Below are 24,080 nucleotides of genomic sequence, written 5' to 3'. Positions count from 1 at the left end.
GCCCCGCGCTGTCCGACGAGTCAGGGTGAGAGCTCGAGCGGCAGGACCCTTTCGGTCCTGCCGCTCAGCCGCCCCCATCGCCGGGGAGCTCGCTCCGCAACGATGTCACCGTCGTCATGAACTCATGCACTCAGTCAGGACGTGAACGTCCGGATACAGCATCGAGATAGGCAGAAGCTGTACCCGTGATCCGCGTACACTCGACGATCATCGGCCAGGTCCCGTCCATACCGGCGTCGACGGCGGCACGGCTGAGCTGACGCTCCCAGAACGCAGCGGACCCGAATTCCGAACGCCACTGCAACGCAGGCAGGGTGAGCCGGTGGAGGGTGTGCTCATGGGTGGTGCCGATTGCGCCGTGCACTTGGTGAGTGTTGCGCACCGCCACGGCCAGCGCTGGTGAGACCACACTGCGGGCCACCGCGACACGAAAGGCCGAGAAGTCGCCGGCAAGGTCGTCGGTAACAGCGTCTGCGAGAGCGGTGTCGACGGCGGCACGGGCAAGGACGGACTCGGCTGCAGTGTCGACCACGAGATTCTGCACGGACTGGAACCGCGCCAGAGGGCGCCCGAACTGAGCGCGGTCGGTGGTGTGTGCAACCGCCGAAGCCAGCATGCCCTCCATAGCGCCGACGCACTGGATCGCACGGATGAGAGCGCCGCGCAGGACGTAATCCTCGACGGCACGGGTGTCCACCGGTGTCCAGGTGACGTCACCGTCGACCCGGACCGACCCGAGGGGCACCTCGGAGATCCCCTCGACCGCCTCGACGGTCAGCCGATCGGTGGGCACGTCCGCGATCTCGTAGCCCGCATCGACCCGACGCACGCAGACAACGGACCCGGTGGCGCCAGCCCACGGCACACGTTGCGCGAGGCCGTCCGCCCTCAGGACGGCGACGGTCGCTGTGTCCGACGACGAGTCGTCGAGGCCGGCCGCGCGCCTCAAGGGACCTGCCAACAGATCGGTCTCGGCGAAGGGCACGGCCACGCCGCCAGCGGCGGTCGTGCGTAACAGAGCAGCGGCCTCGACCCAACCCGCGCCGCTGCCCCCGGTCTCCTCGGGTGCGGTCAGCCTGGCCAGTCCGACCGCACCCAAGGTGGCCCACACAGCGGCCGGATCCGGCTCGATGTCCGGCCCCGAGTGCCCAGCGACAAGATCGTCCATGAGGTCCTGGAGATCCCCGTCTACGGCAAGATCGATTGTGCTCGCGGTCGTGGTCATCAGCGCATCCCCAGCCCCCGCGCGATCACGCCGCGCAGGATTTCGTTGGTACCGCCGCGAAGTGTGAACCCCGGACGCTGGTGTAGTCCGGCCCTGCACAGAGCCTCGATTTCCGCTTGCCCGTCCATGGTCTCGTCACCCAGCCGATCAGAGACGTACTCGACGAGGTCGCCTTCCATGCTGGTACCGAGGAGTTTGACCAGGGCGGCGGCGGTGTCGGCCTTCTCGCCCCGTTGAAGGGCTCCGGCGATGTTCTGGCTCAGTGCGTGCAGTCCGACCATCCGGGCCACAGAACGTCCCAGGTCGGTGCGCTCGGGCAGCAGTCCCTTTCGGACCGCGCCGATCTCGGCAGCCAGGAGCCGGAAGGTCGAAAGGAAACGCTCGGGTCCACTGCGTTCGAAGGAAAGCTCCGAGTTGACCTGTTCCCATCCGTTGCCCAACGTGCCGAAGACCCTGGCGTCGGGAACGAATACCTCGTCCAGAACGACCTCGTTGAAGTGGTGGTCGCCGGAGAGGGAAATGATCGGCCGGATCGTCACGCCTCGGGAACGGAGGTCGACGATGAACTGGCTCAGGCCCGCGTGGCGGTGTGCCGTGTCGAGTGGTTCCGTGCGGGCCAGCACGATGAACGCCTCAGCGTGGTGGGCGCCCGAGGTCCACACTTTGGTGCCGGTGACGGTCCAACCGCCCTCCACTCGGGTGCCGCGGGTCCGGACACTGGCCAGGTCCGATCCTGAGTCGGGCTCACTCATTCCTATGCCGAAGAAGCACTCACCCGCAGCAATTCGGGGAAGGTACTTGTGCTTCTGCTCTTCGGTGCCGTATCTCAGCAGCGATGGTGCAATCTGGCGGTCTGCCACCCACTGCGCTGCAACCGGAGCGCCTACCGCGAGCAGTTCCTCGGTGACAACGAAACGCTCGAGATGGGTCCGGCCGTGCCCGCCGTACTCGGTCGGGATGGTCATTCCTACCCAACCGTGCTCGGCGAGGCGGCGGGTGAAGTCCTCGTCCCACCGGGTGAGCCAGGTGTCGATGCCCGGTGTCAGTGTCCCTGCCGCGGTCTCCTTCTCGAGAAAGGTGCGTACCTCGGCGCGTAGAGCATCCATTTCATCAGTGGTCACCGTCGTCGGCGGCGCGACGGAGGGGTTCATAGTGCCTCCATAGGAAGTTCCGGCTGGGGCGAGGCCCGACATGCTCGCGTGAATTTCGCCGCCGAGTAAGCGGCGGCCGGTCGGATCGGGGGGCGAACGCCGGCCCCATCTCGGATGGACACTATCCAGTCCTCGACATCTACGCAATAACGCATTATCTTACGTAATTATGTATCGGTTGGAGGAGTTCTCCCTGTTGATAGGCTCACGAAATGGCTGACACTCCTGGGTCCCCCGGAGCCGTGCCGGTCGAGAAGGTTCCCGGCCGTCCCCGGCACCGCATGGTCGATCGGGTGGCGTCGATCCTCGAACTCGTAGCCCGGTCCGAAAACGGCCTCACCCTCACCGCTATCGCACGGGCACTCTCCGCGCCCGTCAGTTCGGTCCAGGGCTTGATCAACGGTCTCGTCGCCGTCGGCTACCTCGACGAGCGCGACCGGATCTACACCCTCGGCACCGCGCCCTATCTTCTCAACGTCATCGCAGGCCGACCTCCGGTCACCTCGATCAGCCATGATCAGCTCGAGCAGGTCCATGCCGAGACCGGGTTGACCATCACACTGTCCACATCTGTCGGCGACGACCTGTTCTACGTCGATCACGTCTCTTCCGACCCGCATTACGCATACCTGGCAGAAAACCGGGTGCGCCGATCTCTCCTGCGTACCTCTGCAGGATGGCTCTTGCTGGCCGATCGCGATCAACGTGACATCTGGGCGTACCTCAACTCTCGACCATCCTCCGATGCCGACTTCGTAGAGCGCTTCCTGCACTCACTCGATGAGCTCGAGAACACCGGCGTATGCGTGGCACCCGGTGTGGCCGTTGAACATGCAGACGGGGTATCGGTCGCCCTCCGAGAACGCGGCCGGACCATCGCCACCCTCGGCGTGGTCGGGATACGGGAGACCATCGTCGAACGGCAGGACGAACTCGTCGAGATCTGCCTGCGATACGCCACCAAGTGGGGCTTTCGCTAGCCTGCAACACGGACACTGGTTCCTCGATGAGTCGCTCGACCCGGCTCGACGACCGTGTCGACCGACGCCACACCCCGCCTGACACAGAAACGGACCAGGGTTGATGCGGTCACTCGCGGTAAGCGACCGCATCCGTGAGCAACACGCGACGGCCAGGCCGCCGCCTCTCGAGCGAGCGTGACCCTCACATCGCGATCGGACCCGCCTGCTCGATCTCTCGACCTTCACCTAACAGATGATCGATTCCCGGTGCACCGCTCGACCACCGGATATATCGGAGGGTGCGCCTCCACGCGGCGCGACTTCCGGATCGAACGCCGCAGACCGTAACGGTCGGCAGGGTCCGGCAGACGCCGTCGATCACAGCGGAGGAACGTGCGCCCGAACATGTCTCGCACCCTGTAGCCACCATTCACATCGTTGATCTGCTTCTGATCTCCGGCCGGCCGCAGGGGAGCGTCGCGCAAGCACTCCACAACAGCGAGTTCGCTTCGCCCACGTCGTCGCCGTAGCACCCGTCCGCGACATCGGGCGGAACCGAGGGTCCCGCACTCGTCGATGTGCCGTCGACACCAAGCGACTCGGCCTGCACGCGCCCGAGTGTCAAACTCCCCCGCCGACAACAAACACCCCTTGTCCTGACATGGTCCCCCCTCGCCTTCAGAAGACGCGCAAACCTTGCCGCAGAGCGCCTATCTACTTATTTACGTATTTTTATTTCTAGTTGCGGATTTTTTGGTGGGTCGCTATTGTCGATTCATTCCATCTCCGTGACCCATGCCACACCCCATACGCAACGAGGTCGCAACTCCGACAGGCCGTTTGACTTTCGGAAAGCAAAGCCAGACACAACGCCCCGGAACTCTGCCCGCACGTCAGCCTCGGAAAGGTCTAGGCCCATGACATCAACCCATCTCCCTGAGCACGCCACGACGGAAACGCAGGATTACGACGTCATCGTGGTCGGCGGCGGTTTCGGCGGGATCTATCAGCTGCGCCACCTTCGGGACAAAGGGTTCTCCGTAATCCTGCTCGAAGCCAGTGGAGGCTTCGGTGGGGCCTGGAGCCTCAACCGCTACCCAGGCGCACGCGTCGACAGCCACGCACCCGTCTACCAGTTCACCGATGAATACCTTTGGAAGGACTGGAACTTCTCACAGATGTTCCCGGACCACGAAGAGATGCGCAGTTACTTCAACTACGTCGACTCCAAACTGGACCTGAGCAAGGACTCGCGCTTCAACACCAAGGTCGTCAGCGCGACGTTCGACGAGGACGAGCGGATGTGGACCCTCGTCTCACAGAACGACGAGAGCTTCCGCGCACGCTTCGTCGTGTTCGCAACGGGATCGACTACCGAACCCTACATCCCGAACATCCCTGAAATGGACGCCTATCGAGGTGAACTCGTCCACACCGCGCGGTGGCGAGACGACATCGACATGACCGGCAAACGAGTTGCCATCATCGGCACCGGCGCCAGCGCAGTCCAAGTAGTTCAGGAAGCCGGCCCTGTCGTCGAGAAACTCACCGTCTTCCAGCGCACGCCGAACCTCTCGTTGCCCATGCATCAGGAATACCTCACCGAGGAGAGGCAGGCGGTCCTGAAGGAGACCATGCCGGATGTGGCGGTCAAGTGTCGCGAAACGTTCGCTGCGATCGACTACGAGTTCGATCCCCGAAATGGCGTCGACACGTCCGAGGAAGAGCGTCTCGCACTGTTCGAACGTCTGTGGAATCAGGGCGGATTCGCATTCTGGCTCGGGAACTTCTCCGATTACCTCTTCAGCGAAGAAACCAACTCGATGGTCTACGAGTTCTGGAAGAGCAAGATCAAGCCGCAGATCCTCGACCCTGTCAAGGCCGACCTGCTGGTGCCTGACGTAGCGCCTCATCCGTTCGGAGCCAAGCGGCCGGCCCTGCACCAGAACTACTACGAGGTGATGAACCAGGAGAACGTCGAACTCGTCTCCATCCAGGAGTCACCGATCACCGGGTTCACGGCAACCGGAATTCGCACATCCGATGGTATCGAGCACGGAGAGTTCGACATCATCGTACTTGCAACCGGATTCAACAATAATACCGGTGCGCTCACTTCGATGGAGGTCCGCAACTCCGCTGGCGTTACCCTCGGCGAGAAGTGGCGCCAGGGCGTCGACGCATACCTCGGCGCATTCACCGCCGGCTTTCCCAACGCCATGTTCGTGTACGGTCCGCAGAGCCCCGCCGCCTTTGCGAACGGGTCCACGAACGCGGAGCTTCAAGGTGAGGTCATGGTCGAGTTCCTCGAATTTCTTCGTTCGGAGGGCCTTACCCGGTTCGAATCGACTCCCGAAGCCGACCAGACCTGGACCGATCACATCAACGGTACCGATGACATGGCGCTGTTCAAGCATGCAAAGTCCTGGTACAACGGCAGCAACATCCCCGGCAAGAAGCCCCAGATGCTTCAGTATCTGAACGGTCTGCCCATGTACCTGGATTTCTGGCACAAGGAAAAGGCGGCAGGATACACCGACGGACTGCGGGTATCGTGAGGTTTCGCTCAATCGGATTCAACCTCGGAAGAAGTGAATAATGCCTGTCATCAACAGCATTGAACGTGAACGTTTCTTCATCGACGGCCAATGGCGCAAAGCGAGCACCTCCGATCTGGCACCGGTGTTCGAGGCAGCAACCGAGCGCCCTCTGGGTGTTGCTGCGATGGGCGGGCCCGAGGAGATCGATGCGGCTGTGCACGCCGCACGGGCCGCACTCCAGAAAGGACCCTGGGGGCGCAGCACCCCCCACGAGCGAGCTACAGTGATGCGGCGCTTCGCCGACAGCCTCGAGCGTCGAGGAAGATCGACTGCAGAGCTCGTCAGCCGGCAGACCGGAATGATCTCCTCCTTGTCGGTGAGCACAAGCGCAACGGCTCCGGTAGCGATCCTGCGGTCCATGGCAGATCTCATCGAGACACGAACATTCGAGACCCGCCGACCCAGCAGCATGGGCTCCACCATCGTGCGAGAAGAACCCGTAGGAGTCGTCGGCGCAATTACTGCCTGGAACTATCCACAGCTCTTGGCCATGGCCAAGATCGGGCCCGCACTGGCAGCAGGATGCACTGTAGTTCTCAAGCCGGCACCGGAGACGTCGCTCGATGCCTATGTACTCGCAGAGGCAGCCGAGGAAGCCGGTCTACCACCTGGCGTCCTCAACATCGTTGCCGGCGGCGTTCATGCAGGCAAAGCCCTTGTAGCCCATCCCGATGTCGACAAGATCGCCTTCACCGGTTCCACTGCAGCAGGACAAGCGATCGGCGAGGTCGCCGGCCGCAGTTTCAAGAGAGTCTCCCTGGAGCTCGGAGGAAAATCCGCAGCCATTGTGCTCCCCGATGCCGACCTCGGCGTCTTTGCCAGAAGCCTCAAAGACGCCGTGCTCAAGAACGGGGGACAGACATGCACCACGAACTCCCGCATCTTGGTTCCCCACGGTAGGTCCAGCGAGATCATCGACGTCCTTGCGTCCTACGTAGACGGCTTGGTCATGGGAGACCCACTCGACGAGTCGGTAACCATGGGCCCCATGGTAAGCGAGCAGCATCGGGAGCGGGTGAGGAGTTACATCCGCCTCGGGCAGTCCGAGGGATTCCGAACGATCCGCGGCGGAACCGACTTCCCTCAGCAATGTCCCCGCGGCTGGTTCGTGTCTCCCACCATCTTCGAGGGTGTCGATAATCGCAGTCCGCTGGCACAGGACGAAATTTTCGGACCTGTCATCTCCGTCATCCCTTATGAGACCGAAGAGGACGCCATCAGCATGGCGAACGACACACCATTCGGTTTGGGAGGAGTCGTCTTCACCGAAGACACCGAACACGGCCTGAACATCGCGTCACGCATTCGATCCGGAACCGTGGGAGTCAACTACTACTCCCTCGATACCGGCTCCCCGTTCGGCGGCGTGAAAAACAGCGGAGTCGGCCGCGAATTCGGACCCGAGTCCCTGGACTTCTACCTCGAGTACAAGTCGATATACATCTAGGATTCGCAACGCCCGCAGACCCTCCATATCGCACTCGATAGTGCGCCCAGCCGGAGACTTCATCCCGATGGAAGGACCGAGTAGCTACACGGAGCATGCCCGTCGTCTTCAGCGTCGCTGACTATGGGCAACTACCCGCGGTCGATGCAGGTCAGCGATGGCTGAGAATACTCCGTTCATGCTTTGTCCCTCCCTCCGGAGGCCAGCGACTTCCAACCGCACAGAATGAGCAATCATGCCTGAATCCTCATCTGCCATCCTCCCGGCCGAGACTCGAGAATCCGCATCCGAGACTCTGCGTCCACGGACCGGCGCACTCACCGACATCCGGGTCGTCGATCTTTCGCGGGTGCTGGCCGGCCCACTGTGCGCGCAAGTGCTCGCCGACCACGGTGCCGACGTGATCAAGGTGGAGCCACCTACTGGTGACGACACACGCAGCTGGGGCCCGCCTTTCGTCAAGGACGACCACAGCGCCTACTTCGATGGCTTGAACCGCAACAAGCGGAACATCAGTGTGGATTTGCGTACCGAGGCCGGCCAACAACTGCTGCGCACGATGCTTGCCGAAGCCGATGTCGTCATCGAAAACTTCAAGGCGGGCACCCTTGCGAAGTGGGGACTCGACGACGACGTGCTCGCCGCCGAATTCCCGCGACTCGTGCACTGTCGAATCACCGGGTACGGAGTCGACGGGCCGCTCGGTGGTGCTCCCGGCTACGACGCAATTCTCCAAGCCTTGTCGGGGCTGATGAGCATCAACGGTGAGCCCCACGGTGATGCCATGCGGATCGGGATCCCTCTGGTCGACATCATCACGGGTCTCAACGCTGTGAACGGCATCCTCATGGCACTTCACGTGCGGCAAAAGACCGGACGCGGGCAACTCGTGGATCTGGCACTACTCGACAACGCTGTGTCGATCCTGCACCCACACGCCGGCAAGTGGTTTGCCACCGGCGTCGCGCCGGAGCGGACGGGCGTGGCACACCCGACGATCTGTCCCTATGAAACGTTCACCTGCGCCGATGGCCCCTTCTTCATCGGTGCCGGCAACGACCGGCAATTCCGCGCTCTGGTCGTGGCGCTCGACGCTTCAGACCTGGCCGACGACCCGAGATTCGTCACCAACTCCGACCGGATGGCAAACGCAGCTCAACTGCGCGACATCCTCGGCGGCCTCGTCAAAACTTGGCAGCGCGAAGCTTTGGCGGCCCTGCTACGGCGAGCCGGCGTACCGTCGGGGTCGGTGAACAATGTCGGAGAGGCCCTTTCGCTACCGCAGGTCCGTCACCGCGAGATGGTGGTCGAGTGTGACGGCTACCGGGGTCTCGGCGTACCCGTCAAACTCGCTGGGTCCCCCGGTGCTGTGCGGTTCGGGCCGCGCGACCGTGGCGCCGATACCGATACTGTGCTAACAGAACTCGGACTTCTCGAAGACGATATCGAGCAGCTGCGCGCCGCCGGGGCACTGCCCGAGTAACAGCTCACCTGCACGGCGGATCTTGGCCATGCCTACCAGCAGAGCTGGTTCCACACACAGCTGCCGGCAAGGTCACCGACCGTATGCAAGCCACACCGTCGTCCGGCCGTTCAACGCCGATCGCGTTCTCTCCGTTCTATATTCGCCGTCGTTCACCAACAGGTGTTGCAAAATAGGACACTGGTGACCTCATCCCTGCTTCTAGCGTTCTAAAGTGCGCATTCTCCTGAATATCCGCACCGTTTCACATCCCGTATCCCACTCAAGGAGTGACCATGGCCCTGTTCGCTGTTATCTGGTCGTACACCACTGACGCATCCGTCAAAGAGGCTGCTCATGCCGACCACCTGATCTTCGTCAAGGACGCGGCCGCCAAAGGCGTGCTGCAGGAAGCGGGCGCCTGGACCGACGGAGCCGGCGCGCTGCTCGTGTTCAAGGCGGACAGCGAAGACGACCTGCAGGCCCTGCTCGCCAAGGACCCCTATGTCACGCAGGGTGTTGTCGTCGACCAGAGCATCTACCAGTGGAAGCCCGTCATCGGACCCCTCGTAGGGATCTGAGGACGACCCGGCTGCTCCACCTCGATGGAAAGAAGTTGCAGCATCTCTTCATTGAGTTGCAATCAGCACTCTTCCAGTAGCGTCGGCACAAACAACCCGCACAACTTGCATCTGTACGTTCGCATAGTGAGCGACGGATGCGAAGAGTTCGATCAGCGACATCGCGGAACCATCACATCACCGCCTCGACGGCGCAAGCCTCGACGCCGAACCGATGTGGCGATCGATGAGTACCGACATTTCGACAAACCGAGGCAATCGTTGACCTTCCCAAGCGGCCTTTTCTGATCAGCCGACTGGGTGGGATGACACCGTGCGTACGCGATACACGAGCTTCACGCCTTCCTGATCAGTCAATCTCCTTCTCGACCGGTGATGAAAGTGAGCAACACATGTCCGTGAGCAAAGAATCGCTGTTCCTCAACGACCTGTACTCGTCCTGGCTTCGACGGTCCGAAGGTATGGATCTCGCAGGTCAGCGAGACATGTTCGAAGAATGGCATCTTCCCACCATCGAACCCACCGATGTCACGTATGAAGAAGTAACAGCCAACGGTGTGCCGGCAACATGGGCCAAGCCGCTGGGCGCCGCCGAAGACCGAGTGATCGTCTTCACGCACGGCGGCGGATTCGTGACAGGTTCACGCTTTTCCCATCGCAAGCTTGCAGCACACCTCGCCAAACTGGCAGGAGTTCACGCACTCGTGGTGGACTACCGGCTCGCGCCGGAGGCAAAGCATCCAGCACAGCTCGAAGACTGCATTGCCGTGCACAAGTGGCTCCGTACGCAGGGCTACAAGGCAGAACATACGGCGACGGTCGGCGACTCGGCAGGCGCACATCTCGCCATCTCGACAGTGTTCGAACTTGCGGGCATGGGACTTCCCATTCCGGCCGCCGTTGTCGCTCTTTCGCCGTGGCTCGATATGGAGATCAAGGGGTTGACGATCGAATCGAACGACGCAGTCGACGTCCTGGCCAAGAGGGCAGTCCTCGAGATGATGCGGGAGAATTTCCTGACCGATCTCTCGGAAGCGACGGACCCGCGGGCTAACCCCCTGCTCAGGGACTACACAGACTTCCCTCCCGTCTATGTATCGGTCGGCGGCTATGAGACTCTGCTCGACGACTCGCGCCGGGTCGTCGAGTTGATCGAAAAAGCAGGGAGCGAAGCCGTGCTCGACGTGGTCGACGAACAGCAGCATGTCTTCCACTTCAACGCGGGACGAGCACCCGAGGCGGATCAGGCACTGAACCGGATCGCCCAGTGGCTACGGCCGAAGTTGGGGCTCGCCTGAACACCGCATGTAGGGCGTGCAACTGAAAGCACAGCGCGCCGACGAAAGAGGACGTGTCTCGGCGGCGGTCTGCTTCGACCAGACCGCCGCCGAGTCCGTTCGCATGCCAGTCAGCAGTGCACTATCCGAACCATCGATTGCAGTGAAGATCGGGAAGACACATACATGGAAAATCCAGTTCTCGTAGAACGCGACGGATTCATCGAAACGTGGACGATCAATCGGCCGGCTGAACGCAACCCAGTCTCAGGGATGGATGTCGTCGACGCATTGGTCGCATGCGTGGATGCCGTCAACGCCGATTACGGGGTACGCGCTGTCATTGTCACTGGCGCGGGATCGACCTTCTCCGCCGGCGGCAACGTCAAGGACATGGCGAATCGCCAGGGACTGTTCGGCGGGAAACCTCACGAACAACGCGATGGCTATCGCGCCGGGATACAACGGATCCCACGAGCGATGTACAACTGCGACGTACCTTTGATTGCAGCGGTGAACGGTCCTGCAATCGGTGCCGGGTGCGATCTTGCCCTCATGTGCGACCTCCGAATTGCCAGCGAGAAAGCGTTCTTTGCTGAGAGCTTCGTCAAGCTGGGCATCATCCCGGGTGACGGGGGTGCGTGGCTGTTGCCGAAGGCGGTCGGTATGGCGCGGGCGGCCGAGATGATTCTCACGGGCGACCGTGTCGACGCAACACAGGCTCTCGAGTGGGGATTGGTCTCGAACGTCGTTCCTCCCGATCAGCTGCTCGACGAAGCTCGCGCACTCGCCAACAGAGTGGCCGCCAATCCTCCGCACTCGGTACGGATGGCCAAGAAACTCCTGCGCGAAGGGCAGCACCAGAGCCTCGACAGTCTCCTCGAACTGTCCGCTGCTCTGCAGGCGCTGGTTCAGCAGACCACCGATCACACGAGAGCAGTCGACGCCCTCATGGAGAAGCGAACTGCCGCATTCACCGGCGAGTGACGATGCCTCACGTAGCAAGCTCCTCGATCAGCGGTGCGGACACGTGGACGGTCGGCAAGGCAACCGCATCAACAGGAACGATGTCGTGAAGTTCGACGAGTCCTCTTCGATCGAGCACTGGTCTACTGACTGTTACCTCAGTGCCAGGGGCAGGACGAGGAACATGTTGTTCACCCGCCCGAGTTCGGACGTCTCGACCTCCCTGAGTTGCCCGAAGAGGAACCGGACGACCGTGTGCGTGTCTCGTGCACATCCAGCGCTCGAGAATTGTGTGACGGCGGGCCCGCCACTTCGAGGAGCCAGCGGCTGGACCAGGCATGTGCTCCGTGAGGACCTGAGTGCAACACGCCGGCGGGCACGCGCTGAGCGAGCAACGGGTGGCTGCACTCGCAGCACATGACTGCGGCACAGCCACCGGTTACTCGTACTCAGCGAGCGAACTGTTTGCCGAGGAATTCGACAACCGCGCTGTGCAATTCAGCGCTGCGCGGAACTGCACCGGTCATCCAGTACACGCCATGGACAAGACCGCTATACAGTTCGACCTGGACCGGGACACCCTGTTCCGTCAGCATCCGCCCGTAGTTCAGGCATTCGTCGCGGGTGACCTCGTACTCGTTGACCAACATCAGCGTGGGAGGAAGCCCCGCCAAACTCTTCGCCTTGGCCGGCGAGGCGTACGGGTTCTCGGCGTCTTCCAGTGTGGCCAGGTACTGCTCCCAGAACCAGCCGATTGCTGCCGCGGTGATCAGGTATCCCTCGGCATTCTCCTCCCATGACGGGAAGCGTGCCGTGCCGTCGATAACCGGATAGACCAACACCTGAGCACATAGGGCCGGTGAGCCGGTATCACGTGCCCGAAGTGCGGTGACGGCGGCGAGATTGCCACCGGCACTGTCGCCCATGATGGCGACACGCGTCGCATCACCACCGAAGTCGGCGACGTTGTCGACTACCCAGTTCAAAGCAGCGAACGCGTCTTCGGGTGCGGCAGGGAACTTGTGTTCGGGAGCGAGCCGGTAACTCACGGCGGCCACGATGACTCGGGCGTCCGCGGCCAGCGCGCGACAAGGCTGCTCGGTAACGTCGAGGCTGCCCGCAACCCACCCGCCGCCGTGGATGTACACCACAACCGGCAGGGGCGCATCGGACTCCGGAATGTACAGACGCACGGCCTGGTCGCCATCCGGTCCGGGGTAGACCGTGTCGACGACACGAGCAAGATCCGCCTTCGGCGCCTGCAGTCCGCTGAAGGATTCGATGACCTCACGGACTTCAGCGACACTCATCTGCTCGAACGACTTCAGTCCCTGCTCGTTCAACGTGTCTATCAACTGCTCGACTACAGGATCGAGTGCCATGGTGATCTCCTTGATGTGATAGGCGGACTGGTCAATCGCCGAGTCGGTGGAGTCACACTACGAGGAGGCCCGAGCGGACGAGTGTCCGAAAACAACACACCTGTCTGTCTGTCCCGGTTCTCGGAGATGTGTGTTGCACAATCGGACACACCGAAGGTCCATCACTGTTCTACCGTCACCCACGTGACCCACAGACGGCCAGAATCTCCCCATCACCGTTCGATGATGGGTCCGGCACCGCGAGGGACCCACCAGAGAACGGGTTCACCCTCGAGGTGCTCTCGAGAAGTGGGTTCCCCTGTACGCTCACGCACTGTGGGGAGAGCTGTTCGGTCGCCGCACGTCAGGGTGAGGACACATCAACGGCTCTGAAAAACGCGCCGCCCACTTCGGGTGTCGAGCTCGAATTATGCTTCCAGAGAGGGATTATCATGTTGCATCACGTCGTAACATTCATATGGAAGAAGGACATCACCGACGAGCAGGTCGAATCGTTCCACAAGGCTCTTGACGCGATATCGGCGAGCATTCCCCAGGTCGTCGAGTTTCGTTACGGAAGGGACCTCGCCCTCAAGCCCGGGATCGGCGACTATGCAATATCTGCGATTTTCGAAGACGTCCCCGCCTTCCGCGCATATCTGGCCCATCCCGATCATGTGCGCCTCGTTGAGGAATTCATTTCGGTGATGTCCGAATCGTACTCGTCGATCCAGTTCGAGTTTGCCTGACGGCAGTGCCGGCCGCACGCTCACGAACGAAGTGCCGGTCGACATGGTCGCTCGTTACGGAAGGTTGTGATCAGTGGTGAACGCTGACGGTGTCGGGGGTGCCCTTCCTGGCGATGTCTTGAGTCGCCCTGTGGCGCTACGTGACGATGCGACCGCGCAGGCGAGGGCATGGCCGGATGCGCGGCTGCTTCGCGTGAACGGTGCCGGTCAGGTTCGCATCATCGATGGACAACTGCTCCTAGAGTCGGCTGCCGACTATTGTTCCCAACCTCCGACACACGCGGTCTTGTTGGGAGTTGTTGGTACAGTGCATCAGTGGGCTGTACGGGACGAGTTTCTCACGGAGGCCCCCATGGAGAGCGCGGGCATCGAGTTCGGTGACCTGCGGTCACACGGAGCACTTCTCGATGCTGTTGATGCCGAACGGTATCTCACCGCGCAGGCCCTGCTGATGTGGCAGGACGAGTCCCACTTCTGCGCCAAGGACGGGGCACCGATGACGATCACCTCGGGTGGTTGGACGCGCGTGTGCACTGCGTGCGGTCGGGAGGAGTACCCGCGGACCGATCCTGCGATCATTTGCCTGGTACATGACGGGGCGGACCGCGTGCTGTTGGCGCGACACGCGGCGTGGCCGGCGCGGAACTTCTCGACGCTGGCGGGATTCGTCGAGGCCGGTGAGTCGCTCGAAAGCTGTGTGGCGCGGGAGATTGCGGAAGAGGTCGGTCTCGTTGTCTCCGACGTGGCCTACGTCGGAAGTCAACCATGGCCGTTTCCGCGTTCCCTCATGCTCGGCTTCCATGCCGTCGCCGATCCTCGAGAACCGCTCATCTTCAGTGATGGTGAGATCTGCGAGGCTGTGTGGTGTTCCCGCGCGGAGGTGAAGGAGGCCCTCGCCGCCGGCGACTGGGCTAGTTCGGTCGATGCGCCCGTGTTGCTGCCGGGGAAGGTCTCGATCGCACGGCGCATGCTCGAGGCATGGGTGCGAACTGCTGGCTGAACGTCCGGATTGATCGCCGCCGACCTGTCATCGGCCAGCGCTGCTTCGGAGGGATCGGCCTTTGTTGGGGTTTCGGCCCCGGCTCGGTGGGATCCCATGGGGCTGCCATCGTGATGTAAGGGTCGCTTGTGGACGACGATCCGGAGTCGCATGGTGAGGGCACGCGCTGCGGCAGTCCTGATCTGCATCGTGCGCGCTTTTCCTCGGGTGTGTCGGTGCTGAGTCCTGTCAGCCGCCGCTGACAGGACTCCCATCGGCGACGATTGGCCGCTCACCCAAGGGGAGGTGATGCAGCTCAGCAGAGTATAAACGAATACTGGTGTTGTATAACGGAATTGAGTATAATTTTCGCGTCGACAGTATTGTGGTTGCCAGCTGGCGCGGCCCACTTGTCGGCGGTTCGTCCCACGAGCATCCACCACGGGCAACATGGTCGCCCCGCGGTGTGCATGCAGTGGCGGCGAGGCGGCGTGCCTCCATCTCCGGGCACGGGCAGATCCCGATATCCCCCCTGCGTTCGGGCTGCCGGGGTCCCGCTTCGGCGATCGACCGATAGTCGAAGCGGGGCCTTCCGTCCATTTGTCGATGCCGCCTTGTCGGTGACCTTCGCTCGATCCCCCGACACGTCAGCGCGGCTCGCGGCTCGGGGCTCGGAGGACCGGGTGCGGTGGTGTTCGTGGCGGATCGTCGGGCGCCGGGATCCCGTGAGCCAGGGCTACGGGTGTTTCGATCTTCCCGCGATATCGACGGGACATCCTCGCTGCGATTTGCCATAGAAGCCGATGATGCGGGCTCTGCTCTGTCCGCCGCCCTGACGGTGTTACCGACCCGGCGAGCAGCAGATCATGTATACGACTGCCCACTCGATGTCCCGGCGCCGGCCGGGCACCGCCGACGGGTGGGCCGGTTGTCTTCGGCCCTGGGAAATCGCAAGTCCCGGTGGCATCGGTCGTTGCCGCGACCATGTTTGATGGCCGACACGATCGACCGGATCGGCCGGAAATACCGCGACGACGGTGCCCGCTTCGCGGCGGAGGAAGTTGACGACCTCGCCGGAGTGCGTGCCGAACACCGCAAGGCTGCGCCCATCATCCGGTGCACCGGCACGAGAAGAGGGCAGCGGCTCCGTAGCGGGTGTGTGTGTGAGGACGCGTGCCCCACGATGCTCTGACAGCAGATGAAGGCTCATTTCTGCCTCCACATCAGGCCGGTCCCGTCGTTCCGTCACAGCGCCTTCTTGCACGTCAGGGTCGTGGCTACACCCTTCCAGGTCCGTCATCGGTTCGGTTCGAACCAGAACTCTGGACAGTCGCAGATCTCGCTTGGGCGATCCACGTCGTGTTCGTGTGCTGTCGTTTGATTCGTCTCGCGTACATCGCGACCGCATCACCGATGCTCGCGCCCGCCTCGCCTCTGGCGAAACCTGCTCGAAGACAATGCTCTCTCAGTTCCATCACTGCCCCATCGACGCAGTCGATGCCCATCGGGATCAGAGCAGCGAACCCCGTCGAGCGGATGCGCTTGGGCTACTGGGGGACCCAGTAGCCCAAGCGTGTCCGTCTCGTCAGTCGGTCTCGTAGGTGTCGTAACCGTTGGACTTGATTTCTTCCCAACGAGCAAAGTACTGAGGGACTCCCCCTGAGTAGTTGAGCATCTGTGCCGGCTTACCGGGCACGTTTGCACCCCAGTACCAGGAACGTGCCTTCGTGAACATCGAGTTCACGAAAAGCTCGTCGACGTGTGCGCGCCACTGCTTCTCGGACTCTTCGGTGTTCTCGAACCGTGTCGCACCCTTCTCGCGCAGGTGCTCGAGGAATTCGACGACGATTTCGCCTTGGTACTCGGCAGATGTCGGGCCGTTGCAGAACCCGGACGGGCTCTGAGGTCCGTACAGGAACATCATGTTCGGGAATCCGCGGGTTGACAGGCCCAGACACGTGTCGACACCGGACTTCCACTTGTCCTGAATCGTCAGGCCGTCGACGCCGGTGATATCGATGGCCATGATCCCACCACGGTTGTTGTCGAACCCTGTTGCCAGTACGAGGAGGTCGCATTCGATGACACCGTCGTCGGTTTCGACACCATGGGGCAGCACCCGTCGAATCGGCGTGACGTTGGAGTCGATGACATCGACGTTGTCCTGATTGATGACATCGAAGTAGTCCTGTTCGAGGGAGGGACGCTTGACGCCGTAGGGGTGCGGAGGCGTCTCCGGTGCGACGATTGCCGCTTTCTTGGGGTCGGTGACCCGCTCGAGGACCTTGCCACGCCAGAAGTCGTAGAACGTACGGTTGGCCTCCTCATCTACAAGGATGTCCTGGAAGTTTCCGAGCCACAGCTCGAAACCACCTTCTGCCCACATCTTCTCGTAGATCGCGTCGCGCTCTTCCTTACTCAGGTCGGTGGCGTTCTGCGGAATGAAATCGAAGTCGAAGCCGGCAAACGCCTTGTAGCGCGTAGCAAACCGCTCGGGCAGTCCCTTCCGGAAGTGCTCGTTGTCGTCAGGGGTGAGTTTGCGTTGCTGCATCGGAAGTGCCAGATTCGGGGTGCGTTGGAACACGGTGACGTGTTCGGCGACATGACCTGCCTCCTGGACGACCTGTACACCACTGGCGCCGGTACCGATGACGACAACTTTGCGGCCACTCATATCCACGCCCTCTTGAGGCCAGCGCGCAGTGTGGTAGCACTCACCGGCGAAGGAATCGAGCCCTTCGAGATTCGGATACAGCGGCTTGGCGCCGAATCCTGTGGCAACAATGACCTGCCGTGCCTTCTGGATCTTGCCGTCGGCGGACCGTACGGTCCACTGGCGGCTTTCCTCGTCCCACGTGCATGCTTCGGCGAAAGTGTCGAACACGACGTCGCGGGTGAGGTCGAGCTGTGCGTCGACATAGTTGAAGTACTCACGAACCCCCTGGTGACCCGGATACAGTTCGGTGAAGTCGTACTTCTTCCACAGGTCCTTGTACGAGAACTGGTAGATCTGTCCGGTGCTGTCGGTACGGGCTCCGGGATAGCAGTTCCACCACCAGATTCCGCCCAATCCACCCGCGGCGTCCCAGACTTTGACGGTGAAACCGAGATCGCGCAGTCGGTCCAATGCGTACAGGCCGGAGAATCCTCCCCCGATGATCAGAACATCGAGTACGTCATTGTTCGAGTGCGAGCCGCTGCGGGTCGCTGTGGCGACCTGGGATTCGGTCATGTGGTCCTCCTGGAGATTTCCCGGGACGGGTGTTTCCGCCCGGACATCTACGACGGTAGAAGCGAACATGTGATGTGAAGTGTCCGAAATCGAGTCAAGACAATCCGATACGACACACGTATTAGTAAGCAGCACAAACTAATTCGCTTACCGTGCGACATTCGAACCCGCTGCACTCACGACAGAACGATCGGTACTCGACGCCGAGATCAGAAGCCCAGATCGCGACCGATCAGTTCTTTCATGATTTCGTTCGATCCCGCCCAGATCTTCGTGACCCGGGCATCCCGCCAGGCTCGTGCCACTCGGTACTCGTTCATGTAGCCGTATCCCCCGTGCAGTTGCACACAATGATCGAGGATCCGGTTCTGGATCTCCGCAGTCCACCACTTCGCCTTGGCCGCATCGATCGGTGTCAACATCCCCTCCGAGTGGGCTTCGATGCAGCGGTCGACGTAGGCCTGTGTCACGTCGAGCTGTGTCACCAGTTCGGCAAGCAAGAACTTGTTGTGTTGGAACGTTCCGATGGACTGCCCGAATGCCTTCCGTTCTCGGCAGTAGTCGATCGTCTCGAGCAGAATCTGCGCAGCGTGCGCGAGATTGGCAATGGCGCATCCGAGTCGTTCCTGGGGCAGGAAGGACATCATGTGGATGAATCCTCGATCGAGCTCGCCGATCACGTCGTCATCGGTGACGCGCACCCGGTCGAGGAAGAGTTCAGCGGTGTCTGCTTCGTCCTGTCCGACCTTGTCGAGTTTGCGGCCACGCTCGAATCCGGGCAAGGACGTGTCCACGCCGAAGAGGGTAATTCCCTTGGCCTTCTTCGATGGAGAGGTACGTGCAGGAATGATCACCAGGTCTGCAGAGTAACCGTTGGTGATGAATGTCTTGGCACCCGAGAGCAACCACCCGTTGCCGTCCCGCACTGCGGTGGTCTTCAGTGCGGCCAGATCCGATCCCCCACCGGGTTCGGTCATTCCGATGGCAGTGAGCACGTCCCCGGAACACAGTCCTGGGAGCCACCTGGCCTTCTGTTCGTCGGTGGTCAGGTGCACCAGATACGGCGCCACGACGTCACAGTGAATACTCACGCTCGACGCCAACGCGGCGTTCATCCTGGCCAATTCCTCGATGAGAACCGCATTGAAGCGATAATCCCCTGCCTCGACACCTGAATATCGTTCGGGTACTTCGAGTCCCAACAGGTCGTGCTTACCCGCGGCAAGCCAGAACTCTCGCGGCAATGCCCTGTTGGCACGAACGTCGGCGGCCAGGGGCTCGAACCATCGAGCGAGAAACTCGCGGACAGAGTGTCGGTAAGCCTCGTGATCATCGCCGTACACCGTTCGCTTCATGATGGGTCATCCTTCGGATCGGGTGGACGTCACCGTCCAGACGGACGATGTGAGGAGGCAAGGAGTGATTGCCTACCCCATATCATCGTCTCGTTCACCGTGCCGTTGGAGATGTCCCGTTATGCGACAGAGTGTTTCAGGGGTCAGGAACCGAACGTTTCGTTTTCCAGGCCCAGTGCGCGGATCTTGCGGTAGAGGGTCGAGCGGGCCACACCGAGTCGGTGGGCGGCGAGGGATTTGTTGCCGTCGGACTCGTCGAGGGCGCGGACGATCGCTTCGCGTTCGGTGCGTTCGAGCGAGGTCAACCGGCGGCCGGCACCGAGGGTGCGGTAGTCGGCGGGCAGATGTTCGAGTTTGATGTCGAATCCCATCGACCGTGCCGCCGCGGTACTGAGCACCGAGGCGAGTTCGCGCAGGTTGCCGGGCCAGTGATGGTCGATCAACGCCCGATGCGCGGCCGGTTGCAGTTGCGGGGTCGGACGGTCGGGGAATTCGGCGGCGAGCAACTCCCGCGCGAGATCGGTGAGATCTTCGATGCGCTGGCGCAGCGGTGGGATGCACACACTGCGCCGCACATGGGTCTGCACCTGATGGCGCAGATCGTCGGGGGTGCTCGAGGTGGCGGTGGCGATCACCGGTGCACCGAGCTCGACGGCGGCGTCGAGCAACCGCCGGGTAGGAGCGACAGCGTCGTCGGGGACCTCGTCGAGGTGCTCGAGGATGCACGCGAAACTGCCGGACAGACGCGCCCGCAACTCGGCCACCGCCGAGGGGGTCAACGTCGACGCGTCGACGCTCGGGACCGGGGCGTTCGGTCCCCAGCGGTGCTGGATCTGCCGGGCCAGATGGGTTTTGCCGACACCGGACTCGCCGATGATCAGCACCGGCGCGACGGTCGCGGCGATCTCGTCGACCCGGTCCTGGAGTCGGTGCGCGGCCAGGCTGCGGCCGGCGATACGCGTCGCCGGCGCCGCACCGGCGGGCGCGGCGGGGGCCAGGCGGGCGCGCGGACGCGGCGGAGCCGGGGAGGCCAGCGGGCGCAGTTCGATGATCGCGCTGAGCGGATCGGTGGACTCACCGACCCGGCGGGCATGGACCCGCACGTCGATCCCCTCGGCGAAACGCAGCGGTCCTTCCCATTCGTCCTTGGCGGCCAGATGGGTGCTGATCCAGTCCCAGATCATCATCTGATCGGTCGAGTCCATCAACCGTGACACCGTCGGGGTCGCGATCACCGTGTCCCGGCTCATCGCCACCACCGCGGCGTGGCCGCGGCGTTTGCTGCGCATGTATTCGCGCAGCAGGTTCTGCTCGCTGCGGGCGGACAGGGCGAACAGTCGTTCTTCGATGTCGCGTACCGCCGAGAGCACCAGCGGTGCCATCAGCTCGTTGACATCGTCGACCTGGCAGGTGATGTCGACGATGCCGGTCACCGCGCGTGAGACCGGGTCGACGATCGGGGAGCCGACACAGGCCAGCGGGTGCAGCGACTCGAGCAGGTGCTCTTCCCCGCGGACCCGGAACGCTTTGCGTTCTTCGAGGGCGGTGCCGATCCCGTTGGTTCCGGCGCATTCCTCGGCGAAGATGAACCCCGGGGCGACCTGGGCCCGGTCGAGACGACCGAGCAGCGACCGCTGCCCGGCCCGCCGGTCGACGATGGTCGCATCCTGCGAGGCGAGCAGGATCGTCACCGGTGCATCGGCGAGTTGATCGGCCAACCGATCCAGGACCGGCCGCGCCGCACGCACAAGCTTCGAGTCTGTGGGGGTATCGATGTAGCGCAGACGAGAACCGTCCGAAGCCGCCCCGATGGCACGGCAGCGGCGCCAGGACTGCTCGATCTCCGGCCGCACTCGTGGCGAAGCATTGTCATACCTGTCGGAGTCATACCTATCGGAATTGCGATCGTCTACGTGCATGCCAAGCCGCTCGGTCACGTCATCACCACCTCGAACACCTCACGGTCAGTACGAACATTATGTAATAGAGGTCACATGGACCATGGGTGTCCCAGAACGCTACACCACGGACTTCTGGGCCCACATCCGGCGCATGCGCACCTTGTCCAATTTGCCCACTGACGTCTTGGGGACCTCGTCTACCCGCACGAACGTGTCGGGGAGCCAGAACTTCGGCAGGGTGACCGCCAAGTGGGCCCGAAGCTGATCATCGGAGACCTCCTCCGTTGTCCGAACCCACGCCAAGGGGCGCTCCTGCCAGGTTTCGTGCGGTACCGCGATGACAGCGGCTTCCACCACCGCCGGATGCAGGAGCAGCTGGTTCTCGACCTCGACGGAAGAGATCCATTCTCCTCCGCTCTTGATGAGGTCTTTGACCCGGTCGCGGATCTCCAGCCGGCCGTCCGGGTGGATCACCGCGACGTCGCCGCTGCGCAGCCAGCCGGCGTCGAACGCCTCGGCGGCGCGGTCGTCGTCGAGGTACGTCCCGGTCACCCACGGCGAACGAACCTCCAGCTCGCCGGTGGTGAAGCCATTCCACGGCAGCTTCCGACCCTCTTCGTCGACGACACGCACCTGGAACAACGGCAAGGGTCTGCCTTGGCAATCGGCCGAGTTGCTGAAAGTTCCCATAGGGGAGGTTTCGGTCATCCCCCACCCGTTGACGGTCGCCACTCCCCGCTCCGCCCACCACCTCACCAGCACTGGTGGCAGCACCTGCCCGCCCAACCACATGGTCTGCAAACTTCCGAGGTCGTAACGCTCGGGATCGGCATCGAACTGTGCACGCATGAGCGCCGCCACGGCCGGGGCGCCGACGAAGACATCGGGTGTCTGATCCGTGATGATGCGCAGCAGCTCCGCGGGCGAGGGGTGCGGCCCGGGGAGGACGAGACGTGCGCCCTGCAGCACCCCCGCGTACGGAACACCCCAACTGTGTACGTGGGACATCTGCGTGGCAAGCAGGTACGAGTGCCGACCGTCGATCGCGACGCCCCCGGAAGCACTGATCGCCATCGCGTGCAGCACCGTACTTCGATGGCTGTACACGACCCCCTTGGGCAGCCCGGTGGTACCCGAGGTGAAACAAATCGACGATGCGGTCGTCTCGTCGAACTCCGGGAATTCCCCGATCGGCACGGCATCGAGCAGCAATCCGTCGAACGACCACCAGGTCACCTCTGCAGATATCGAATACTCGGCCTGCTCGAGATCACCGATGACCACCACATGCCGGATCCGCGGGAGGCGCGGGAGAATCTCGAGGAGTACGGGCAACAGATCAGCGTCGATCAGCACAACCTCGTCCTCGGCCTTGTCCATTGTGTAGGCGATGTGCTCGGGTGACATCCGATGGTTGACCGTGTGCAGCACTGCCCCGCACGCAGGAACTGCGTAGTAGGCGACAAGATGCTCGAAGGTGTTCCAGGCCAACGTCGCAACCCTGGTTCCGAACCCGATGCCCAAGTTCTCGAAGGAACCAGCAAACCGGCGTGCGGTCGCGCCGAGATCGCGGTAGGTGAACTCTCGGTCTCCGCGGGTTGCGTCGCACGAGACTCCGACCCGGTCGGCGAAGACGTTCTCAGCACGCCACAGCAGCGAGCTGATCAGCAGTGGACGATCCATCATCGTGGTGAGCATGGCGCATTCCTCCGGATCAGGTGAGCGAGGGTACGACCAGCCTGCACACCAACCCTGGCACCGAACCGTCCGAATTTGCGACAGCGCCCGATGAACTCGTCCGCACTGTTGCGTTGTGGGACACCTCGACCGCCGTGAGGATCCCGAGACTGGAGCCACCTCACCCGCATAGGCGCCCGGCCGACACCGGCCGAGCCCAGCGGGCAACGAGCGCCGGAAGAAAGGTACTCCCATGACAAGTCGTCCAATGACGGAAGTCGCAACAGGATTCACCTACACCGAGGGACCTCGGTGGCATGAGGGCCGACTGTGGTTCGTGGATTTCTACACCCACTCGGTCAATGCCGTGAACGCCGACGGATCCATCGAACAGGTCTGCACCGTCGAACACCAGCCGTCCGGACTCGGATGGCTTCCCGACGGGCGCATGCTCGTCGTCTCGATGAAGGATCGCAAAGTCCTGCGCCGCGAACCCGACGGCTCGCTCGTCGAGCACGCCGACATCTCCGAACACTGCCACGGTCACGCCAACGACATGGTCGTCGCCGCGAACGGTCAGGCATACGTCGGCGAGTTCGGATTCGACCTCATGGGAGGTGCCGATCACGAGCACGGCGTTGTGGTCCTCGTCGACACCGACGGCACTTCCCGAGTAGCTGCCGAAGGACTGTCCTTCCCGAACGGTATGTGCATCTCCCCGGACGGAAGAACGCTGTACGTCAACGAACTGTTCGGCAACCGCGTCTCCCGATTCGATATCGAACCGGACGGCACACTCGGCCCCCGTCAGGACTTCGCCTCGTTCGGCGATCTCGGCGACGAGCCGAGCGTGGAGAAGAGGCTTGCGGCGTGCACGATTGCACCTGATGGTCAGGCCCTCGACGCTGAAGGTGCCATCTGGATCGCCGACTGCGTCAACCAACGTGCCGTCCGCCTGGCCGAAGGCGGAACCATCCTGGACGAGGTGAGTACGGCTCCGCTGGGAGTGTTCGCGGTTGCGCTCGGTGGCGATGACGGTCGCACACTATTCCTCTCGGTCGCACCGGATTTCGACGAAGCCAAGCGCAGCGCTGCGCGTGAAGCCAAGGTCCTCTCGACGAGAGTCGACGTTCCGCACGCAGGGAGGCCGTGATC

At 62.5% G+C, this 24,080-nt stretch carries 18 protein-coding genes; 11 read left to right on the top strand and 7 right to left on the bottom strand.

All coding sequences use genetic code 11. The features are described 5' to 3' along the window. Positions 1-130 precede the first annotated feature (130 nt). Together C6Y44_RS25705 and C6Y44_RS25700 are read right to left on the bottom strand one after the other, a co-directional pair. Positions 131-1,225, bottom strand: coding sequence for an acyl-CoA dehydrogenase family protein (locus C6Y44_RS25705; protein ID WP_192379057.1), 1,095 nt, complete (start codon positions 1,223-1,225; stop codon positions 131-133). Beyond that, positions 1,225-2,376 (bottom strand): acyl-CoA dehydrogenase family protein, encoded by a 1,152-nt coding sequence (locus C6Y44_RS25700; protein WP_064061482.1) that lies wholly within the window; start codon positions 2,374-2,376, stop codon positions 1,225-1,227. The genes C6Y44_RS25705 and C6Y44_RS25700 overlap by 1 nt, the downstream gene beginning before the upstream one ends. Positions 2,377-2,657: 281 nt before the next feature. On the opposite strand from C6Y44_RS25700, the gene C6Y44_RS25695 reads away from it, so the two are divergent. The 7 genes from C6Y44_RS25695 to C6Y44_RS25665 all read left to right on the top strand — a co-directional run bounded on the left by C6Y44_RS25695 (position 2,658) and on the right by C6Y44_RS25665 (position 11,692). Then, positions 2,658-3,356, top strand: coding sequence for an IclR family transcriptional regulator (locus tag C6Y44_RS25695; protein WP_153008491.1), 699 nt, complete (start codon positions 2,658-2,660; stop codon positions 3,354-3,356). Between the two features lie 899 nt (positions 3,357-4,255). Then, positions 4,256-5,896, top strand: coding sequence for a flavin-containing monooxygenase (locus C6Y44_RS25690; RefSeq protein ID WP_060655096.1), 1,641 nt, complete (start codon positions 4,256-4,258; stop codon positions 5,894-5,896). A 40-nt stretch (positions 5,897-5,936) separates the two neighbouring features. Continuing rightward, positions 5,937-7,385, top strand: a complete 1,449-nt coding sequence (locus C6Y44_RS25685; RefSeq protein WP_060655094.1) for an aldehyde dehydrogenase — start codon at positions 5,937-5,939, stop codon at positions 7,383-7,385. A 235-nt stretch (positions 7,386-7,620) separates the two neighbouring features. Further along, positions 7,621-8,868, top strand: coding sequence for a CaiB/BaiF CoA transferase family protein (locus C6Y44_RS25680; protein ID WP_039584513.1), 1,248 nt, complete (start codon positions 7,621-7,623; stop codon positions 8,866-8,868). Positions 8,869-9,143: 275 nt separating this feature from the next. Next, positions 9,144-9,428, top strand: coding sequence for a YciI family protein (locus tag C6Y44_RS25675; RefSeq protein WP_060655090.1), 285 nt, complete (start codon positions 9,144-9,146; stop codon positions 9,426-9,428). A gap of 392 nt (positions 9,429-9,820) precedes the next feature. After that, complete coding sequence (locus C6Y44_RS25670) at positions 9,821-10,726, top strand: alpha/beta hydrolase (protein WP_060655088.1); 906 nt, start codon at positions 9,821-9,823, stop codon at positions 10,724-10,726. Positions 10,727-10,891: 165 nt separating this feature from the next. Next, positions 10,892-11,692, top strand: a complete 801-nt coding sequence (locus C6Y44_RS25665) for a crotonase/enoyl-CoA hydratase family protein (protein WP_060655086.1) — start codon at positions 10,892-10,894, stop codon at positions 11,690-11,692. A 428-nt stretch (positions 11,693-12,120) separates the two neighbouring features. On the opposite strand, the gene C6Y44_RS25660 is transcribed toward C6Y44_RS25665, so the two are convergent. Next, entirely contained in the window at positions 12,121-13,053 is a 933-nt protein-coding gene (locus C6Y44_RS25660; protein WP_060655084.1) for an alpha/beta hydrolase, read from the bottom strand. 431 nt (positions 13,054-13,484) lie between these two features. On the opposite strand from C6Y44_RS25660, the gene C6Y44_RS25655 reads away from it, so the two are divergent. From C6Y44_RS25655 to C6Y44_RS25645, 3 genes are all read left to right on the top strand, one after another. Next, positions 13,485-13,781 (top strand): Dabb family protein, encoded by a 297-nt coding sequence (locus C6Y44_RS25655; protein WP_060655082.1) that lies wholly within the window; start codon positions 13,485-13,487, stop codon positions 13,779-13,781. Positions 13,782-13,854: 73 nt separating this feature from the next. Then, positions 13,855-14,781, top strand: coding sequence for an NAD(+) diphosphatase (gene nudC, locus C6Y44_RS25650; RefSeq protein WP_060655080.1), 927 nt, complete (start codon positions 13,855-13,857; stop codon positions 14,779-14,781). A 970-nt stretch (positions 14,782-15,751) separates the two neighbouring features. Next, complete coding sequence (locus C6Y44_RS25645; protein WP_192379056.1) at positions 15,752-15,952, top strand: hypothetical protein; 201 nt, start codon at positions 15,752-15,754, stop codon at positions 15,950-15,952. Between the two features lie 393 nt (positions 15,953-16,345). On the opposite strand, the gene C6Y44_RS25640 is transcribed toward C6Y44_RS25645, so the two are convergent. The 4 genes from C6Y44_RS25640 to C6Y44_RS25625 all read right to left on the bottom strand — a co-directional run bounded on the left by C6Y44_RS25640 (position 16,346) and on the right by C6Y44_RS25625 (position 22,946). After that, entirely contained in the window at positions 16,346-17,992 is a 1,647-nt protein-coding gene (locus C6Y44_RS25640) for a flavin-containing monooxygenase (protein WP_088899469.1), read from the bottom strand. A gap of 209 nt (positions 17,993-18,201) precedes the next feature. Next, positions 18,202-19,347 (bottom strand): acyl-CoA dehydrogenase family protein, encoded by a 1,146-nt coding sequence (locus tag C6Y44_RS25635; RefSeq protein ID WP_088899468.1) that lies wholly within the window; start codon positions 19,345-19,347, stop codon positions 18,202-18,204. 143 nt (positions 19,348-19,490) lie between these two features. Beyond that, positions 19,491-21,095, bottom strand: coding sequence for a sigma-54-dependent Fis family transcriptional regulator (locus C6Y44_RS25630; RefSeq protein ID WP_088899796.1), 1,605 nt, complete (start codon positions 21,093-21,095; stop codon positions 19,491-19,493). A 270-nt stretch (positions 21,096-21,365) separates the two neighbouring features. Beyond that, positions 21,366-22,946 carry a long-chain fatty acid--CoA ligase gene (locus tag C6Y44_RS25625; RefSeq protein WP_088899526.1) on the bottom strand — a complete coding sequence of 527 codons (1,581 nt, stop codon included), beginning with the start codon at positions 22,944-22,946 and terminating at the stop codon, positions 21,366-21,368. 232 nt (positions 22,947-23,178) lie between these two features. Between C6Y44_RS25625 and C6Y44_RS25620 the strand changes: the two genes are divergently transcribed. Then, positions 23,179-24,078, top strand: coding sequence for an SMP-30/gluconolactonase/LRE family protein (locus tag C6Y44_RS25620; RefSeq protein WP_039583700.1), 900 nt, complete (start codon positions 23,179-23,181; stop codon positions 24,076-24,078). The last annotated feature ends 2 nt before the right edge of the window (positions 24,079-24,080 follow it).

This window comes from Rhodococcus rhodochrous, from assembly GCF_014854695.1.
Taxonomy (GTDB): domain Bacteria; phylum Actinomycetota; class Actinomycetes; order Mycobacteriales; family Mycobacteriaceae; genus Rhodococcus.
The sequence above is the reverse complement of the archived record's forward strand: the minus strand, read 5'-3'. Positions and strand labels throughout refer to the sequence as shown.

Bases quoted from the DNA above. Each gene is read 5' to 3' on its own strand.
- C6Y44_RS25690 (WP_060655096.1), top strand. From the start codon at position 4,256: ATGACATCAACCCATCTCCCTGAGCACGCCACGACGGAAACGCAGGAT.
- C6Y44_RS25675 (WP_060655090.1), top strand. From the start codon at position 9,144: ATGGCCCTGTTCGCTGTTATCTGGTCGTACACCACTGACGCATCCGTC.
- C6Y44_RS25620 (WP_039583700.1), top strand. From the start codon at position 23,179: ATGACAAGTCGTCCAATGACGGAAGTCGCAACAGGATTCACCTACACC.
- C6Y44_RS25695 (WP_153008491.1), top strand. From the start codon at position 2,658: ATGGTCGATCGGGTGGCGTCGATCCTCGAACTCGTAGCCCGGTCCGAA.
- C6Y44_RS25685 (WP_060655094.1), top strand. From the start codon at position 5,937: ATGCCTGTCATCAACAGCATTGAACGTGAACGTTTCTTCATCGACGGC.
- C6Y44_RS25680 (WP_039584513.1), top strand. From the start codon at position 7,621: ATGCCTGAATCCTCATCTGCCATCCTCCCGGCCGAGACTCGAGAATCC.
- C6Y44_RS25665 (WP_060655086.1), top strand. From the start codon at position 10,892: ATGGAAAATCCAGTTCTCGTAGAACGCGACGGATTCATCGAAACGTGG.
- C6Y44_RS25670 (WP_060655088.1), top strand. From the start codon at position 9,821: ATGTCCGTGAGCAAAGAATCGCTGTTCCTCAACGACCTGTACTCGTCC.
- C6Y44_RS25625 (WP_088899526.1), bottom strand. From the start codon at position 22,946: ATGCTCACCACGATGATGGATCGTCCACTGCTGATCAGCTCGCTGCTG.
- C6Y44_RS25640 (WP_088899469.1), bottom strand. From the start codon at position 17,992: ATGACCGAATCCCAGGTCGCCACAGCGACCCGCAGCGGCTCGCACTCG.
- C6Y44_RS25705 (WP_192379057.1), bottom strand. From the start codon at position 1,225: ATGACCACGACCGCGAGCACAATCGATCTTGCCGTAGACGGGGATCTC.
- C6Y44_RS25700 (WP_064061482.1), bottom strand. From the start codon at position 2,376: ATGAACCCCTCCGTCGCGCCGCCGACGACGGTGACCACTGATGAAATG.
- C6Y44_RS25635 (WP_088899468.1), bottom strand. From the start codon at position 19,347: ATGAAGCGAACGGTGTACGGCGATGATCACGAGGCTTACCGACACTCT.
- C6Y44_RS25645 (WP_192379056.1), top strand. From the start codon at position 15,752: ATGGCCGACACGATCGACCGGATCGGCCGGAAATACCGCGACGACGGT.
- C6Y44_RS25660 (WP_060655084.1), bottom strand. From the start codon at position 13,053: ATGGCACTCGATCCTGTAGTCGAGCAGTTGATAGACACGTTGAACGAG.
- C6Y44_RS25655 (WP_060655082.1), top strand. From the start codon at position 13,485: ATGTTGCATCACGTCGTAACATTCATATGGAAGAAGGACATCACCGAC.